The organism is Polyangiaceae bacterium (genome assembly GCA_015075635.1).
In the GTDB taxonomy this organism is placed as follows: Bacteria; Myxococcota_A; Polyangia; order Polyangiales; family Polyangiaceae; genus JADJKB01.
The window spans coordinates 2,134,844-2,150,045 of record JABTUA010000003.1; the positions used below are offsets into that span (position 1 = coordinate 2,134,844).

Here is a 15,202-nt window from a genome sequence, read left to right on the forward strand (position 1 = left end):
TTCCGCTCCCATGAAGGGCAACGGCGCCCCGGCCCTGGCGGAGGCGAGCCCCGCGGAGGGGGATGACACTGCTGTCGCGGGGGCCGTGAATAGCGCTGCGCGGGGGGCGTCCAACCGGTTGGTAAGACAGGCAGAAGCCGAGGAAGACCGTGCCCTCATCGACCGCGCCCGATCGGGCGACAAGCGAGCCTTCCGTGAGCTGGTGGAGCGGCACCAGCGACGGGCGTTCGCCATCGCCCTCGGGCTGGTCCGGGACGAGAACGACGCTCGCGAGGTCGTCCAGGAGGCCTTCCTGCGGGTCTTCCGCGGGATCGACTCGTTCCACGGGGGCTCGAGCTTCTTCACCTGGCTCTACCGGATCGTCACGAACCTGGCCATCGACCTCATGCGCAAGCCCGCGCGTCGTGACCAGGAGCTGGACGAGACCCGCGAGATCAAGGACGAGCTCGACATCCCGCTGCTCGCGCGCATCGACGGAGCGGACCCCGCGGACGTCGTGCGTCGCGGCGAGATCCGAGCACGCATCCAGAGCGCGCTGGACGCGCTCCCTCCCTACCACCGAGGCGTCATCCTCATGCGGGAGGTCGAGGGCATGAGCTACGAGGAGATGGCGCAGGCGATGGGCGTCTCGAAAGGCACGATCATGAGCCGCTTGTTCCACGCGCGGCAGAAGCTGCAGCGGGCGCTCGCCGACTGCTACGCAGAACAGATTGGTGGCCATCCGAAGGCCGCGGAGGAAGCATGAGCAGGCACCTCGACCTGATGCGCCTTCATGATGGGGAGCTCTCGCCCGAAGAGGCCGCGGAGCTCGAGCGGAGCCTGTCGGAGGAGGACCGCGCGGTGCTCGGCGGCCTCGAGCAGCTCGGCGACGTGGTCAGGGCCTCGGAGCGCGAAGAGGTCGCTCGGTTCGCGGGCGTCGCCGACGCCGTGATGGCCGCCCTCGAGCAGGAGGAGGAGCCGGCGAAGGTCGTGCCGCTTCGCCCGCGGGTCGAGGCCGACCCGGAGCTGCCGGTGTCGCGCCACCGGAAGGGCCGGAGCACCCCGGTGGTGATCGCCGGGCTGGCCCTGGCGGCCGCGGCCGCGGCCGCGCTCTGGCTCAGCACGCCCCCGCCGGAGCCGAGCGCGCCGCTACCGGTCGCCGCACCGGTCAAGCCCTCCTTGCCCGCCGAAGCGACCAGCGCGACGCCGGCACCGGTCGCGGAGCTGACCGACGAAGACGTCGATCCCGCCGCGACCATCGAGGCCGTCGATTTCGGCAACCGGGGCGGCTCGATCTTCATGGTCCCGGCTGGCGCGGAGAGCACGCCGGTCGTTTGGTTGGTGGACGAGCCGGCGGGCGCTAGAGTGGAGCCGTTATGAGGGCCCGCTCTCTCTTGTTGGTCGTGCCCGCCCTGCTGCTCGCGGTCCCGGCGGTCGCCGAGGACAAACCCGGCAAGGCACCGGCTCAGAAGCCGGACAAGCCCAAGGACCCGAAGGCGAAGGACGAGAAGAAGCCCGTGGAGGCCGAGCTCGGGACCGAGGTGATGGTCCTGCACGCGACCAACTCCGGCAAGGGCATCGACTCGCGCATCGGCAACATGCCGGAGCTCCAGAAGCCGCCGTTCTCTTCCTACGACAGCTACGCGCTGCTCTCGAAGACGCGCCTGCCGCTCTCGAAGGACGACCAGACCATGAGCCTGCCCAACGGGCGGGTGCTCAAGACCAAGCTCCTGGAGGTGATGCCCGACAAGGAGCACCTGCGCATCAGCGCCAGCATCAACCAGCCGCGGGGAAAGACCTTCCTCCCGCTGCTCGAGGTGAAGGCCAAGGTGGGGCAGGCCTTCATCGTCGCCGGACAGAGCTACAAGGGTGGGATCCTGGTGCTCGTGATCCGCGTCGTGAAGTAGGTATTCAGTCGCTGGATGGCGGACGGGTCGAGGCGCGGCGCTGGGCCGTCGGCAGCTCCAGCGTGAACGTCGTCCCTTCGTCGAGGGTGCTGGTCACCGCCACGCTGCCGCCGTGGGCCGTGACGATGTCGCGGACGATCGACAGCCCGAGGCCGGTGCCGCGTCCCTCGGTCTTGGTGGTGAAGAACGGCTCGAACACGCGGTCCAGGTGGGCCGGATCGATCCCAGCCCCGTCGTCGTCGATCGTCACGTTGATGCGCTCGGATGCCGAGCCGATCGAGGTGGTGATGGTCAGCCTGCCGCCGCGCCCGGCCATGGCATGGGAGGCGTTCGTGAACAGGTTGACGAACACCTGGGTCAGCTGGCCGCTGATGCCCAACACCAGCGGCGCCTCGAGCTGCCAGCGCCGCTCGACTTGGACGCCGGACTTTTCCAGCTCGTGCTCGCAGAACACCAGCGCCTTGTCGATGACCTCGTGCAGCGGTACCGCCCCCGGAACGTCGGCGCTGGGGCGCGCGTACGCGACCAGATCGCGGGAGAAGCGCAGGATTCGCTGGGCCGCCTCGCCGATGCGGCGTGCCCGCTCGACGTCGTCGTGCGCGTCCTCTCGACTCTCGAGCCGGCGCTTCAAATAGTCCGCGTAGGCCACGATGGACGTGAGCGGGTTGTTGAGCTCGTGGACGACACCCGCCACGATCTGCCCCAAGGAGGCGAGCTTCTCGGTCTGGATGATCTGTGCTTGCAGGCGTTTGAGCGCGGCCGTGCTCTGCGCCTTGCGCTCCAGCGTGCGCGCCCGGCGCACGCCCTGCTCCAAGAGCGGCAGCGCGCGATCGAGCACGGCCTGGGCCGCTTGGCTCGGCCCGGCCGCGTCGCCCGTGCCGACGTGGAAGGTGGAGCCGGCGAGCGGGTCGGAGAAGCGCTGGACCTGCTCGCGCCGGAGCCCCGGGAAGAGGCGGCTCGGGTCGTGGCCGGTGCCGGCTTCGACCCCCTCCGGCAAGCGCATGTCCACGAGCTGCTCGCCGAGGGAAGCGTCCACGATGCAGACGCCCAGCGCCAGCTCGGGCAGAAGCGCCGACATGCGGTCGAGGCACGTACGAACTACCGCGTGCGTCCCTTCGTCGACGGGCAGCTCCACCGCGAGATCGAGCAGGCGCTCGAGCGTCGCTGGATCGACCGGCGCGCGCACTCCCGAAGGGACGGGGCCGAGCTCCCGCGTGTCCGAGACCTCGGCGCCCGGTCGCTCGGTCGGCAGGTGGTCCTTGCGCGAGGTCATCGGCCAGCCCTGTCGCTGCTGGGTCCTTCCGTAGCCTTCTCGAGATCCAGGATCTTCGCGCCGCCCACGTAGCTCTTGGTCTCGTACTTGGTGATCTTGCCGATCTTTCGCACGATCTCCGCCATGCGCTCGGCTTCGGAGATGATGACCTCGGTCGCTTTGCCCAAGCTCGAGCCCGGCTCGAGCCCCCGCCGCAAGAGCTCGGCGTAGCCGATCACGCTGGTCAGCGGCTGGTTCAGCTCGTGCGCCGCGGCGCCGGCAAGCTCCGCGACGACCGACATCTTCTCTCTCGCTCGCAGCTCTTCCTGGGCGCGGCTCAGGCGGGCCTCCATGCGCAGGCGGTCCCGGATGTCGGTGAAGACGCCGACCGAGCCCACGGGTTTGCCGTTCTCCAGGATGAGCGCCGCCGAGAGCGTGACCGGGATCAGCTCCCCCGTGGCGCTGATCATGTCTACCCGGCAGTCCTCCAGACGCCCCGGTCCGCTCATGTTCGGGTCGCGGATCTTGCGCATGATCTCCCGCGCCACGCCCGGGGGGTAGAGCGATTCCACGCTGCGCTTGCCGACGACTTCGTCCGCGGCGTAGCCGAAGATGCGGGACGCCGCTCGGTTGAAGAGCAGCAAGTTCCCGCGCATGTCGGAGCTGACGATGCCGTCCACCGAGCTCTCGATCACCCGCTCCAGAAACTCCTTGGTCTGCTTCAGCTCGACGGCGGTGTGACGCTCCTCGGTCACGTCGCGGAACGAGAACAGCACGGAGTCGTCCTCGTGCAGGACCGAGCTGAAGCTCATGCTGGCGGTGATGGCCCGGCCGCTCGCGGTCCCGAGCCGAACGTCGATGCTCTGGGGGAATCGCCCTTCGGCGAAGCCGTCCATCAGGCGATCGGCGCGGCTCGGATCCTCGGCGAAGAGGTCGCGGAAAGCGCGCTTCATCAGCTCGGTCTCGTCGTAGCCCAAGATGGTGCGGGCCCGCGGATTCGCGAACAAGACGCGGCCTACGCGATCGATCACCACCATGCCGTCGGCCGCGCTCTCGAAGATGTCCGCGTAGCGCTGGAACAGGCGCACGCGTCGTTCGGCCTCGACGCGGGCGAACGCGCTCTGCATCGACTCGTCGCGCAACAGCTTCAGGATGCGGGCGTTGCGCAGCGCGATGGCCGTGGCGTTGGCCACGGTGTGGACCAGGTCGATCTCGTGAGGGGCGAAGGCGGCGCTGCCGCGCGAGCGGAGGAAGATCACCCCCATCGGTCGCTGCTCGTGGGAAATCGGCACCAAGGCCAGCGAGGTGAACCCGAGGCCGGTCTCGGCCTGGCGCACGGCGTCGAGCAAGGGGTGGCGCGTGGCGTCGCGAATCACCAGCGTGCTGCCCGTGCGCAGCACCTCGCGGATCTCCGGGTACTTCGCCAGGTCGATGGTCAGGTCGCGCATGTCGGCGTCGTCGCTGGAGGCCACGACGTGTCCGGTGTGCTCGTTCTCCGAAACCAGCACGATGCTGCAGCGGTCCACGTTGGCCACGTCCGCGACGCGTTGGACGACCGTGAACAGGATGTGCCTGATGTTCAGCGTCGAGGCCAGCGCCTGCGTGAGCTCGAGCACCGTCTGGGAATCGCGCTCGCGGCGGCTCAAACGCTCCACGTATTCGCGCATCCGCAGCTGCCCGCGGATGCGTGCCACCAGCTCCGCGGGTCGGAACGGCTTGTGGACGTAGTCGTCGGCGCCGGAGGCGAACACGGCTCGGATTTCGTCGTCGGAGTCCAGCGCCGTGAGCACCAGCACCGGCGTGTCGGCGATGCCCGGGTTGTCCCGGATCACCTTGAGCACCTGGAAACCGTCGGGCTCCGGCATGACCAGATCCAAGAGGACCAGTGCCGGGGCGTGGCCCTCCAGCCAGGCCAGCGCCTCTCGGCCCGAGGCCACGGCGTGGCTCGGCAAGCCCGAGGTGCTCAGTGTCTCGGTGAGGACACGGCGGCTCACCGCGTCGTCGTCCACCACCAAGATCGGACTCAGCTCCGGCACTTCGCCGAGAATGTACCATGCGCGCGCGGGCCCTTTCGGAAAAGCGGCCGTCTTTCGCTATAGTGGGATACGAGATGCCCCCCTCCGACGCCGACGACGAGCTCCTGCCGGAGATCGACGACGACGCGATCGTCGCGCAGCAAGCCGAGCCGCACGCGCCGGCTCCCCGCGTCCAGGTGATCGAGGAGGCTCGCACCATCGTCGTGGCGCCGGCGCGCGGTCGGAACGACCCCACGATGGTGGTCCGGGCGGTCCGGCACCCGCTTCCGTACCTGCCCGGACCCGTGGCGCCGCCTGCACCGAGCGGCACTCCGGGCTGGGTGCCGTGGCTCGTGTGGGGCGTCGCCGGGCTCATCGCGCTGCTGCTCGGCGGGGCCCTGGCGCTCATCGCCGACCGAAGCGCCACGCCTCGGTCGGTCGAGCCGAGCCGTGCGCCACCGCCGGCCCCGAGCGCGATCAGCGAGTGAGCTCGGCGCCGGCTTCGCTGACGCTGAAGCCCGCCGCTTCTAGCGCGGGCCTGAGGGCCGCCAGGTCGCCCGCAATCACCACCACCAACCGAGTCTCGTCGATGCGCGTGGCCTCCTTCGCGACCTCCGCGGTGGTGCGGGCGCCGAGGAGCTTCGAGAGCTCGCTGTGATAGCTGGGCGGTAGCCCCAACACGAAGCCGGTGCCGACGTCGGTCGCGACCCGATCGACCTCGAGCAGACGGGCGCCGAGCGAGCTCGCGAGATCCGCGCGGGCGCGGGCCACTTCTTCGTCCGCGATGGGCGCGCCGCGGCTCGGATCCCTGGCTCGACCCAGCTCTCCGATCAGCTCCGTGAGCGCCGGCGCGGTCACGCCCGCCTCCACTCGGGTCGAGACCACGAGCGCGCCCGAGTCGCGCGTCGCGATCGCGTCGGAGCGAGCGCCGTAGGTGAAGGCGTTCTTCTCGCGCAGGTTCTGGTTGATGCGCGAGGTGAACAGGCCGCCCAAGAGCGAGCTCAGGAGCTGGCGGGCCTCGTGCCCGGGCTCGGAGCGCTTGGGGAACGGTTGGGCCACGAAGAGCGCGCTCTGCACCGCGCCGGGGCGGTTCACCACCACCACGCGCGTCTTGTCGGGGGCCGGCGGCGCGGCGCTCTTTGGCGCGGGCGGCGCCGGCCCTGGCTTCCAAGCGCCGAAGGCCTTCTGGGCCGACGCGCGCAGCGCCCCGAAATCCAGCTCGCCGACCACCACCAACGCGCTCTCGCCCGGCACGAAGCGCTCGGAGTGGAACTTGGCCAGGTCCTTTGCCGTGAGCTTCTGCACGTCCGGAATGCTGCCGCCGACCGGAGCCCCCCGGGGCTCTCCCCAGAGCAGGCGGAGCCCCGCGAGCGACGCCAGCCGATCCGGCGCCTGGCGCTCGGCCGTGAGCCCGTCGATCCACTCGCGCTTGACCCGCTCGAGCTCCTTCGGGGAAAAGGCGGGCCTCTGCACGACCTCGGCCAGGAGCTCGAGGCCCGCCTCGACGTCGGCGCTGAGCGTGGTGATGCCCACCGTCGAGTAGTCCCGTCCGGCGTCGTGATCCAGGGTCGAGCCCAACGACTCCGCCGCCTCGGCCAGCGCCAGCGCGGAGCGAGCGGTCGTCCCCTCGGTGAGCAGACGCGCGGTCAAGGCCGCGAGCCCGCTCTTGCCCTTCGGCACCGCGCTCGCGCCGTGCCGCACGACGACCGACAGCGAGGCTACCTGTGCCGGCCGCTTCACGAACAGCAGGGTCAGCCCGTTGTCGAGCTTCGCGCTTTCGGGGACGGGATAGCTCAGGTCGACTCGGGGGCCCGCTGGCGGTACGGCGGCCCGCCAGCTCTCGGGCGCGGCGCTCGGCGAGGCGGACGGCTGGGGGGCGGTCGGCGCGGGCGTCGGGCGCACGGGACCTTGGGCTGCGCAGGCCGCGAGCGCGAGCGCGAGCACGAGCAGACAGAACCAGCGGAGCTTCACGGCTTCTTCTCCACCGGCTTCGGCAGCGTGGTCACCACGACTCGGCGCGACGGATCCAGATGCTGCTTCACGACCCGAGCCACGTCCTCTGGCGTCACACCTTCGAGGCTCGCGTGGTACTGCTTCAGGTAACCCGGGTCGCCCAGGTAGTGGTTGAAGCGCTGGAGCAGGCCGGCGCGCCCCGACTCGCCGTCGCGACCGTTCAAGAGCTGGACCTGCGCCATCAGGTCCACCAGGAGGCGGCGCCGAGCGCGAGCGAGCTCGGCGTTGCTCGGCCCCTTGTCACCGAGGTCTTTCAGCACCGCGTCGAGCGCTGCTTCGACGTCCTTCGGAGCCTTGCCCGACGCCGCCACCGCGCTCACCGAGAAGATGCCGGCGAGCGCGTTGGGATCCAGATCGGCATCGACCTCCGCGGCCAGCTTCTTCTCGACCACCAGCTTCTTGTAGAGCGACGTCGCCTTGCCGCCCGCGAGCACCGCGGCGGCCACCTCGAGCGCGGCGGCGTCCTTCGAATAGGCCGGCGGCGTGATCCAACCCATGCTCACCTTGGCGAGCTCGACGGGCTCGGTGACCTCCTTCCGGACGCTGTCGCGGAGGGGGGCCGTCGGCGCCCGGCTGACCTTCGGCTTGGGCTTCTTCGGCAGCGTGCCGAAGTAGCGCGCGATCCAGCGCTTGGCCTGCGCCGGCTCGAAGTCGCCGGCGAGGGTCAAGGTCGCGTTGGAGGGCGCGTAGTAAGCTCGGAAGAAGCTCTCCGCGTCACCGAGCTTGGCCGCGTCCAGGTCCGCCATCGAGCCGATCACCGCGCCGTGGTACGGGTGACCCTTGGGGAACAGCGTGTCGAGCAGCGTCAGGCTGCTGGGCCCGTAGGGCGCGTCTTCGTAGGACTGGCGTCGTTCGTTCTTGACCACACCGCGCTGCACCTCGAGGCGGTCGGCGGACAGGGTGTCCAGGAAGAAGCCCATGCGATCGCTCTCCAGCCAGAGGCAGAGCTCGAGCTGCTCGCGGGGCACCGTCTCGAAGTAGTTCGTTCGGTCCCAGCTGGTCGTGCCGTTGACGTTCGTGGCGCCCGCGCCCTCGAGCAACGTGTCGAAGCGGTTCCCGACGTGCTTCGAGCCGGTGAACATCAGGTGCTCGAACAGGTGCGCGAAGCCCGAGCGCCCCACGGGCTCGTTCACCGGACCCACGTGGTACCAGAGGCTCACCGCCACCAGCGGCAGCGACGAGTCGCGGTGCAGAATCACCTCGAGACCGTTGTCGAGGGCGTACTTCTCGAAGGGGATCTCGGGCACCTTGGCCGCCGGCGCGGCGCGCTCGGCGCGCGCGCCGGACGGCGCCAGCGACAGGCCGAACAGGACGAGCAGCACAGCTCTCGGGCTCATGCCGCGCACGCTACGCCGGTCCCTGCCGTTCCGGAATGGGCCATGAGCTCGCGCAGTTCGCCTGGCGCCTGGTGCGCCCAACTTGCCCTGTCCGCGCAAATCGCTACTCTCGCGCACGAAACCGCCGGCGGGCGGGCTCAGTGCTCTCGGGGAGGAGGCTCGACATGTCGACTCGGAAGGCTGTCTGGATCTTGATCCTGGCCAACGCGGCCCTGGCACCGGCGCTCGGCGTGGGCACGTTCGTCGAGGCCGCGGAGGCGGCTCCCGGCGCGCGCTATCGCGTCGGCATGCGCGTGCGCGCCAAGCGCACCTGCACCGTGCAAGGTTTCGAGGTCAAGAAGGGCGTGGTGCTGGCCGTGGCCGCCGTGCAGAGCGACGACAAGGGCAAGGTCCTGTCGGTCGATCTCGTCGTGAGCGGGATGACGATCAGCAACGTGCCCGTGCAGGTCGTGGACGCGTCGTTCTCACCGGCCTAGGGACCTGGCTTCGGCAGCGGCGAACCCGTCGGCACCGGCTCCTGCCCGCCCAGCTCGCGCCACACCGCGTCGGCCCAGCGCCAGCCTGCGCTCCAGCTCGGGTGCCGGCCGTCCTCCATGCGCGGCAAGTCGAGCTTCGCCGAGTCGAGGTAGCGACAGTGTCCGAGGTTCTGCCGGAGCACCGCGATGAAGCCGGTGTCCGGCTTCCACAGCGGCGGCCCGATCCAGAGGCAGGGCCGACCGCGCGTGTCCGCCACGATCTGCTTCACCGCCGGGCCGCGGCGCTCGGGCTTGGGGTCGAACAGCTCGTTCGAGCCCAACGAGATCAGCACCAGCTCCGGGTCGTACTTGTACATCGCGTCCTGAAGCAGGCGCTTCTGGGCCCAGTCGAGCGTGCTGGTGGAGACCGTGCTCTCGATCCAGTAGTTCCTGCCGCTCTTCGTGAAGATGGGCCGCAGGTAGTTGCCGACGAGCGGCGCCATCGAGTCGCCGACGTGCAGCACGCGCGACGCCTGCGCCGCGGGCACGACTCCGGCGTCGCTCTTCAAGCTCAGAGCTTCGAACGCCGGCGAGGCGTCGGGTCGGGGTGGTGGCTCGTGCGGGGTCGCCGACGGCGTCACGGGCGCCTCCGCGGCGCGCGCCGTCGCGCCCGGGGTGGTGTCCGGGGAGCAGGCCGGGAGTAGGCACAGCGGGAGCAGCCAGACCGAGCGCACGACCCGCCCATTGTCCCCCGAACCGCCGGCCGTGGGGCAAGCTCCCCGCCACCGATTCCGCTATGGTCGCGGCGTGGAGCTCAGCAAGCTGCCCAAGGTGGACAAGGTCGTCGATGCCCCCGAGCTCGGTCAGGTGCGGGGAGCGCTGGGCAGGAAGGCCGTGACGGTGCTCGCGCGGGGCGTGATCGCTCAGCTTCGAGCGGAGGTGCTGGGAGGGAGCGCGGCCCCGAGCTTCGAAGCGGTGGTCGCCCAGGTCCAGGCCCGCGCCGCGGCCCGGCTGCGCGCCGGGCTCAGGCCCGTGATCAACGCAACCGGCGTGATCTTGCACACGAATCTAGGCCGGGCGCCGCTGCCCCAGGCGAGCCTCCGGCGCATCACCGAGACCGCCGGCTGCTACTCGACGCTGGAGCTCGACGCCGAGACGGGGGTGCGGACCCGGCGCGGCGTGCAAGTGGAGCTGGCGCTGGCCGAGCTGATCGGGGCCGAAGACGCGCTGCTCGTGAACAACAACGCCGCCGCGGTGCTGCTCGCGCTGAGCTCGCTCGCTGCCGGGCGCGAGGTCGTCGTCTCCCGGGGCGAGCTGGTCGAGATCGGCGGCGGGTTTCGCATCCCGGAGGTGCTGGCGCGCTCCGGCGCGCGCCTCGTCGAGGTCGGCACCACGAACCGCACGCGCGCTTCGGACTACGCCCGCGCCATCGGCACCGAGACCGCTTGCTTGCTCCGCGTCCATCCCAGCAACTTCAAGATCTCGGGCTTCGCCGAGCGACCCCTGCTCTCGGAGCTCGTCGCCGTCGCCCGGGAGCGCGGCATCCCGCTGGTCAAGGATCTCGGCGGCGGGCTCGTCGTCGAGCTGCCGGCTTCGATAGCCGGGTCGGATCTCGAGCGGGAGCCGAGCGTGCAGGCGTGTCTCCGTGCCGGGGCGGATCTGGTCTGCTTCAGCCTCGACAAGCTCTTCGGCGGGCCGCAGGGCGGGGTCATCGCGGGACGCGCTGCCCTGGTGCGAGAGTTACGCGACGATCCGCTGGCGCGTGCGCTTCGGCTGGACAAGCTGGCGCTGGCGGCGCTCGACGGCGTGCTCGACGCCTACCAGCGGGGCGCGCTGGGGGAGATCCCCGTTCATGCGTTGCTCGCGACCTCCACCGCCGAGCTAGCGGCGCGCGTGGACGTCTGGATCGCGGCGCTGGGCCAGGGGATCGTCGCGGACCGGGTCGAGTGCCAGAGCGCCATCGGCGGCGGCACCCTTGCGGAAGCTCCGGTAGCTTCGGTGGCCCTGCGTCTCTCGACCCCGGACCCCGAGGCGCTCGCGCAACGCCTGCGATCCGGTGCCGTCCCGGTTCTCGGCCGTGTCGTGGAAGGTGCGCTCCTGCTCGACGCGCGCACGGTTTTCCCCGAGCAAGACGGCGAAGTCGTCGCCGCCTTGAAGAGAGCCTGCTCGACCTGACGGCCGAGGCTCGAACCGGGGGTGGACCCGTAGTAAGCTCGTGCTGTGGTGCGGCGCATACTCGTCCTTCTGGGTCTCGTCCTGATGCTCCTGCCCGCCTTCGGAGGCTGTGGCGTCACCGAAGAGGGAGGGCTGGAGCCGGACTCGGGCGTCGGGGGCACCGGCAACGACGGCGGTGGAGGTATCGGTGGGGGACAGTGCTTCCCCGGGGACAAGCTCTGCCCGGATCCGAAGGACCCGCTCGAGACCCTGTGCGTGAAGGCCGACGTACCCGCGAACGGCTGCAGCGCGTCACCGGCCTGCGCTGCCTGCGCCGTGCCGCACGCGACGGCGGCCTGCGCGGGGGGCAACTGCGCGGTCGGGCAGTGCGACCCGGGCTGGGCCGACTGCAACAACAACCCGATCGACGGCTGCGAGTCCGATCTGAACGGCGACAAGAACCACTGCGGCAACTGCGCCACGGACTGCATCACCTCCAAGGGCCCGGGCTGGATCTGCAAGGCCGGCGTGTGTGAGGTCAATCAGTGCTGCCCCAACGGGGAGCCGGCGTGTGCGACGAAGGACGACTGCGACGGCGACAAGACCAACGGCTGCGAGGTCGACAAGGCCATCGACCCCAACAACTGCAAGACCTGCGGCAACGTCTGCTCGCTCGCCAACGCGTCGTCGGGCTGCTCGCAAGAGGTGTGCGTGGTCACGAGCTGCAACGGCGGCTGGGCGAACTGCAATTCGAACGACGTGGACGGCTGCGAGACCAACATCAACTCTGGCAACAAGGCCAACTGCGGCGCGTGCGGAAAGGCGTGCAACGAGACCAACGCCAGCGCGACCTGTATCGGCGGCACCTGCGTGCTGGCGTGCGCGGCTGGCTGGGGCAATTGCGACAACAACCCGGACAATGGCTGCGAGACGAACCTGAACACCAGCCCGCTGCACTGCAATGGCTGCAACAAGCCGTGCAACCCGCAGAACGCCAACGCGGCGGTCTGCAACAACGGGGTCTGCGACTACACCACCTGCAAGAACGGGTACGCCGACTGCGACAACAACAGGGTGAACGGCTGCGAGATCAACATGCTCCAGAACGTGAACCACTGCGGCGGGTGCGGCAACGTGTGCCAAGCGCCGTCCGGCGGTACCGTGCTGTGCAGCAACGGGACCTGCGCGCAGAACTGCGGGAGCGGCCTCACCAACTGCAGCGGGGTGTGCGTGCCGCTGCAGACCGACATCAACAACTGCGGCACCTGCGGCACCAAGTGCACCGCCCCAGCGAACGGGACGGCTACTTGCAACGGCACATGTGGCTTCAATTGCTTGAACGGCTTTCACAAGTGCGGCAACGAGTGCAAGTCGAACACCGACGCCACGGCCTGCGGCACGAATTGCACGAATTGCCCGGCGCCTCCGAGCGGCAACGGCAGCCCGGTCTGCAACTCGGGGAGCTGCTCGGTCAACTGCAACACTGGCTTCCACAGGTGCGGCGCCGACTGCAAGTCGAACACCGATCCGACGGCATGCGGCACGACGTGCACGAACTGCCCGGGCCCGAGCGGGGGCAACGGCAGCCCAGTCTGTAGCACCGGGACGTGCTCGATCTCGTGCAACACGGGCTATCACCTGTGCAGCGGCCAGTGCAAGTCGAACAACGACGTCGGGAGCTGCGGGACGAGCTGCTCGCCCTGTCCGAACCCGAGCGCCGGCACGGGCACCCCAACCTGCGACGGGACTTCGTGCGGCATCAGCTGCAGCTCCCCGACGCCGGACAAGTGCGGAACGGCCTGCGTCGACCTTCAGACGAGCGAGCAGCACTGCGTGACCTGCGGCACCCCTTGTGGTGCTGGCCTGACCTGCTGCGGCAGCGGGAAAGGGTGCGTCGACACCAAGACCGACGACAACAACTGCGGCAGCTGCGGAAACAAGTGCGCGACCAACGAGACCTGCAAGAACTCGGCGTGCTGCCCGAACGGCGGTCCCGACGGCGGCGCCGACGGCGGTTGCTGAGCAAGCCGGGAGCGTGAGGACATGAGCCGCTTCGAGCGCCTCTCGGCTCTGGACTGCGCGTTCCTCTACGCGGAGAGCCCTACCGCCCACATGCACGTGGGCTCGCTGCTGTTCTTCGAGGACAACGGCCTCACCGAGGCCGACATCTTCGAGCACATCCGGAGCCGGCTGCACCACGTGCCGCGCTTCCGCAAGAAGGTGCGCTTCGTGCCGGGCGGGCTGCACCGCCCGGTGTGGATCGACGATCCGCACTTCGATCTGCGCTTCCACGTGCGCTGGACCGGCCTTCCGCGCCCCCGCGGCGAAAGCGAAGCCTTGGCCCTCATGGGCCGGCTGATGAGCCACCACCTCGATCGGCGCAAGCCCCTCTGGGAGATGTGGGTGTTCGACCTGGAGGACGGTCGCCGGGGCGTGATCCAGAAGACCCACCACTGCCTGATCGACGGGGCCAGCGGCGTCGACCTCGGCACCGTGATGCTCGACTTCTCGGCGGACGCCCCGCACGTCGCCCCGGAGCCGTGGACGCCCGAGGCGGAGCCGACGGACGCCGAGCTGACGCGGGACGCGCTCCTCGATCTGCGCGAGCGCCCGCGGCAGCTCCGCGACGTGGCGCGGCGCGTGTGGGAGGACCTCGAGTCACGCGAGCACCTGGCCGACAAGGCGCGCGAGGTGCTGGATGGGCTCAAGTCATTCGGGCGCGCCGCGACCGAGCTGATGCCCAAGACCAGCCTGAACGCGCCGATCGGCGCGCACCGGCGCTATCAGATCGTGCGCGTCCCGCTGGCGGAGGTGAAGGGCGTCAAGGCTCGTTTCGGCTGCACCGTCAACGACGTGGTGCTCGCGCTGGTGACCGGCGCCTTGCGAAAGCTCCTCGTGTCTCGCCACGAGAGCGTGGAGGGTCTGGTCATGAAGGCCATGGTCCCGGTCAGCGTCCGCGACGCCTCGCAAGCGCGAACCTGGGGCAACAAGGTCAGCATGATGGCGGCAGAGCTGCCGGTGGGGGAGGCGGAGCCGCACGCCCGTATCGTCCGCCTGCGCGATCGCATGGCCGACCTCAAGGCCTCGCGCCAGGCGGTCGGGGCGGACTTCTGGGTGCAGCTCGGTGAATACGCGCCGCCGACCCTGCTCTCGCTGGTGGGGCGCGCCGTGGCGCTCCAGCGCATGGTGAACCTGGTCGTCACCAACGTTCCGGGGCCGCAGTTCCCGCTCTATCTGCGCGGCGCGCGCATGCTCGAGGCCTTCCCCTACGTGCCCGTGTTCGCGCACAACCCGCTCAGCGTTGCCGTCTTGTCCTACGACGGCAGCCTGGGCTTCGGCCTGACGGGGGACTGGGATCGCGTGCCGGATCTCGAGGTGTTCGCGGCAGGGATCCGCGAGGCTCTCGCGGAGCTCGGCCCGCCCGCCGAAGAGAAGCCCAAGGCGAAGCGCGCGCGCAAACGCAAGCCTGGTGTCGCGCAGCGGGCGAGCTGACTCAGGCCCGGAGTGCGTCCTCGACGAAGTCCAGTCGGTCCTTGCCGAAGAACAGCTCGTCGCCGACGGCGCACACCGGTGCGCCGAAGATGCCGCGGGCTCGCGCCGCCTCCGTCGCGGCGCGAAGCGCGTCCTTCACCTCGGGCGCCCGGCTGCGCTCCAGCACCGCGCCCGCATCTTGCCCCAGGCCGCTGAGCAGCTCGGCAAGCACGGCCTCGTCGGAGATGTCACGGTCGTCGACCCAGTAGGCGCGGAACACCGCTTCGGCCCACGCGCGCGGAGACAGTCCGAGCTCGTCGCACAAAAGAGAGACGCGCAGCGCGCCCAGCGTGTTCATGGGAAAACGCGAGGGGAAGCGGAAGGGCACCTGGTGCTTCTTGCTCCAGCGCTCCAGGTCCTTCAGGCTCGCGGCGGCCTTCTCCGGGCTCGACATGCCGGGCGTCTGCGGCGCCCCGAGCAGCTTGAACAGCCCACCCAGGAAGAACGGGCGGTACTCGACGCGCGCGCCGGCGCGCTCGGCGAGCGCCGGCAACATCATCGCGGCGAAGTAGGCATTGGGGCTCGAGAAGTCGTAGTGGAATTCGACCGTCTTCTGCAT

Annotated in this window: 14 protein-coding genes; 8 read left to right on the top strand and 6 right to left on the bottom strand. The window is 70.0% G+C overall.

Annotated elements, in window-relative coordinates:
* Nucleotides 1-10 precede the first annotated feature (10 nt).
* Genes HS104_40260 through HS104_40270 form a run of 3 tightly spaced genes read left to right on the top strand, consistent with a single transcriptional unit; the run spans nucleotide 11 to nucleotide 1,886 of the window.
* The gene (locus HS104_40260) at nucleotides 11-745 is read left to right on the top strand and encodes a sigma-70 family RNA polymerase sigma factor (protein MBE7486193.1); all 735 of its coding nucleotides are present in this window, start codon (nucleotides 11-13) and stop codon (nucleotides 743-745) included.
* Nucleotides 742-1,359 carry a hypothetical protein gene (locus HS104_40265; GenBank protein MBE7486194.1) on the top strand — a complete coding sequence of 206 codons (618 nt, stop codon included), beginning with the start codon at nucleotides 742-744 and terminating at the stop codon, nucleotides 1,357-1,359. The genes HS104_40260 and HS104_40265 overlap by 4 nt, the downstream gene beginning before the upstream one ends.
* Entirely contained in the window at nucleotides 1,356-1,886 is a 531-nt protein-coding gene (locus tag HS104_40270) for a hypothetical protein (GenBank protein ID MBE7486195.1), read from the top strand. The genes HS104_40265 and HS104_40270 overlap by 4 nt, the downstream gene beginning before the upstream one ends.
* 4 nt (nucleotides 1,887-1,890) lie before the next feature.
* On the opposite strand, the gene HS104_40275 is transcribed toward HS104_40270, so the two are convergent.
* Entirely contained in the window at nucleotides 1,891-3,159 is a 1,269-nt protein-coding gene (locus HS104_40275; protein MBE7486196.1) for a two-component sensor histidine kinase, read from the bottom strand.
* Nucleotides 3,156-5,156, bottom strand: coding sequence for a PAS domain S-box protein (locus tag HS104_40280; GenBank protein MBE7486197.1), 2,001 nt, complete (start codon nucleotides 5,154-5,156; stop codon nucleotides 3,156-3,158). Before HS104_40280 ends, HS104_40275 begins: the two co-directional genes overlap by 4 nt.
* Nucleotides 5,157-5,248: 92 nt before the next feature.
* Between HS104_40280 and HS104_40285 the strand changes: the two genes are divergently transcribed.
* On the top strand, nucleotides 5,249-5,641 hold the full coding sequence (locus tag HS104_40285; GenBank protein MBE7486198.1) for a hypothetical protein: 393 nt from the start codon (nucleotides 5,249-5,251) through the stop codon (nucleotides 5,639-5,641).
* Here HS104_40285 and HS104_40290 read toward each other — a convergent pair.
* Both HS104_40290 and HS104_40295 read right to left on the bottom strand, forming a co-directional pair.
* Nucleotides 5,631-7,124: an insulinase family protein gene (locus tag HS104_40290; protein ID MBE7486199.1), complete on the bottom strand. Its 1,494-nt coding sequence runs from the start codon at nucleotides 7,122-7,124 to the stop codon at nucleotides 5,631-5,633. The two genes, HS104_40285 and HS104_40290, sit on opposite strands and share 11 nt — an antisense overlap.
* On the bottom strand, nucleotides 7,121-8,503 hold the full coding sequence (locus HS104_40295) for an insulinase family protein (GenBank protein ID MBE7486200.1): 1,383 nt from the start codon (nucleotides 8,501-8,503) through the stop codon (nucleotides 7,121-7,123). The genes HS104_40290 and HS104_40295 overlap by 4 nt, the downstream gene beginning before the upstream one ends.
* 164 nt (nucleotides 8,504-8,667) lie before the next feature.
* Here HS104_40295 and HS104_40300 point away from each other — a divergent pair, with 164 nt between their 5' ends.
* Entirely contained in the window at nucleotides 8,668-8,979 is a 312-nt protein-coding gene (locus tag HS104_40300) for a hypothetical protein (GenBank protein ID MBE7486201.1), read from the top strand.
* Here the strand turns inward: HS104_40300 and HS104_40305 are convergent.
* The gene (locus HS104_40305; GenBank protein ID MBE7486202.1) at nucleotides 8,976-9,692 is read right to left on the bottom strand and encodes a hypothetical protein; all 717 of its coding nucleotides are present in this window, start codon (nucleotides 9,690-9,692) and stop codon (nucleotides 8,976-8,978) included. The two genes, HS104_40300 and HS104_40305, sit on opposite strands and share 4 nt — an antisense overlap.
* 31 nt (nucleotides 9,693-9,723) lie before the next feature.
* Between HS104_40305 and HS104_40310 the strand changes: the two genes are divergently transcribed.
* The 3 genes from HS104_40310 to HS104_40320 are packed head-to-tail and all read left to right on the top strand — an operon-like array spanning nucleotide 9,724 to nucleotide 14,604.
* Complete coding sequence (locus HS104_40310; GenBank protein MBE7486203.1) at nucleotides 9,724-11,133, top strand: L-seryl-tRNA(Sec) selenium transferase; 1,410 nt, start codon at nucleotides 9,724-9,726, stop codon at nucleotides 11,131-11,133.
* A gap of 48 nt (nucleotides 11,134-11,181) precedes the next feature.
* Nucleotides 11,182-13,134 carry a hypothetical protein gene (locus tag HS104_40315; GenBank protein ID MBE7486204.1) on the top strand — a complete coding sequence of 651 codons (1,953 nt, stop codon included), beginning with the start codon at nucleotides 11,182-11,184 and terminating at the stop codon, nucleotides 13,132-13,134.
* 21 nt (nucleotides 13,135-13,155) lie between these two features.
* Entirely contained in the window at nucleotides 13,156-14,604 is a 1,449-nt protein-coding gene (locus HS104_40320; GenBank protein MBE7486205.1) for a wax ester/triacylglycerol synthase family O-acyltransferase, read from the top strand.
* A gap of 1 nt (nucleotide 14,605) precedes the next feature.
* Here the strand turns inward: HS104_40320 and HS104_40325 are convergent, their stop codons facing one another.
* Nucleotides 14,606-15,202, bottom strand: coding sequence for a 2-hydroxychromene-2-carboxylate isomerase (locus HS104_40325; protein MBE7486206.1), 597 nt, complete (start codon nucleotides 15,200-15,202; stop codon nucleotides 14,606-14,608).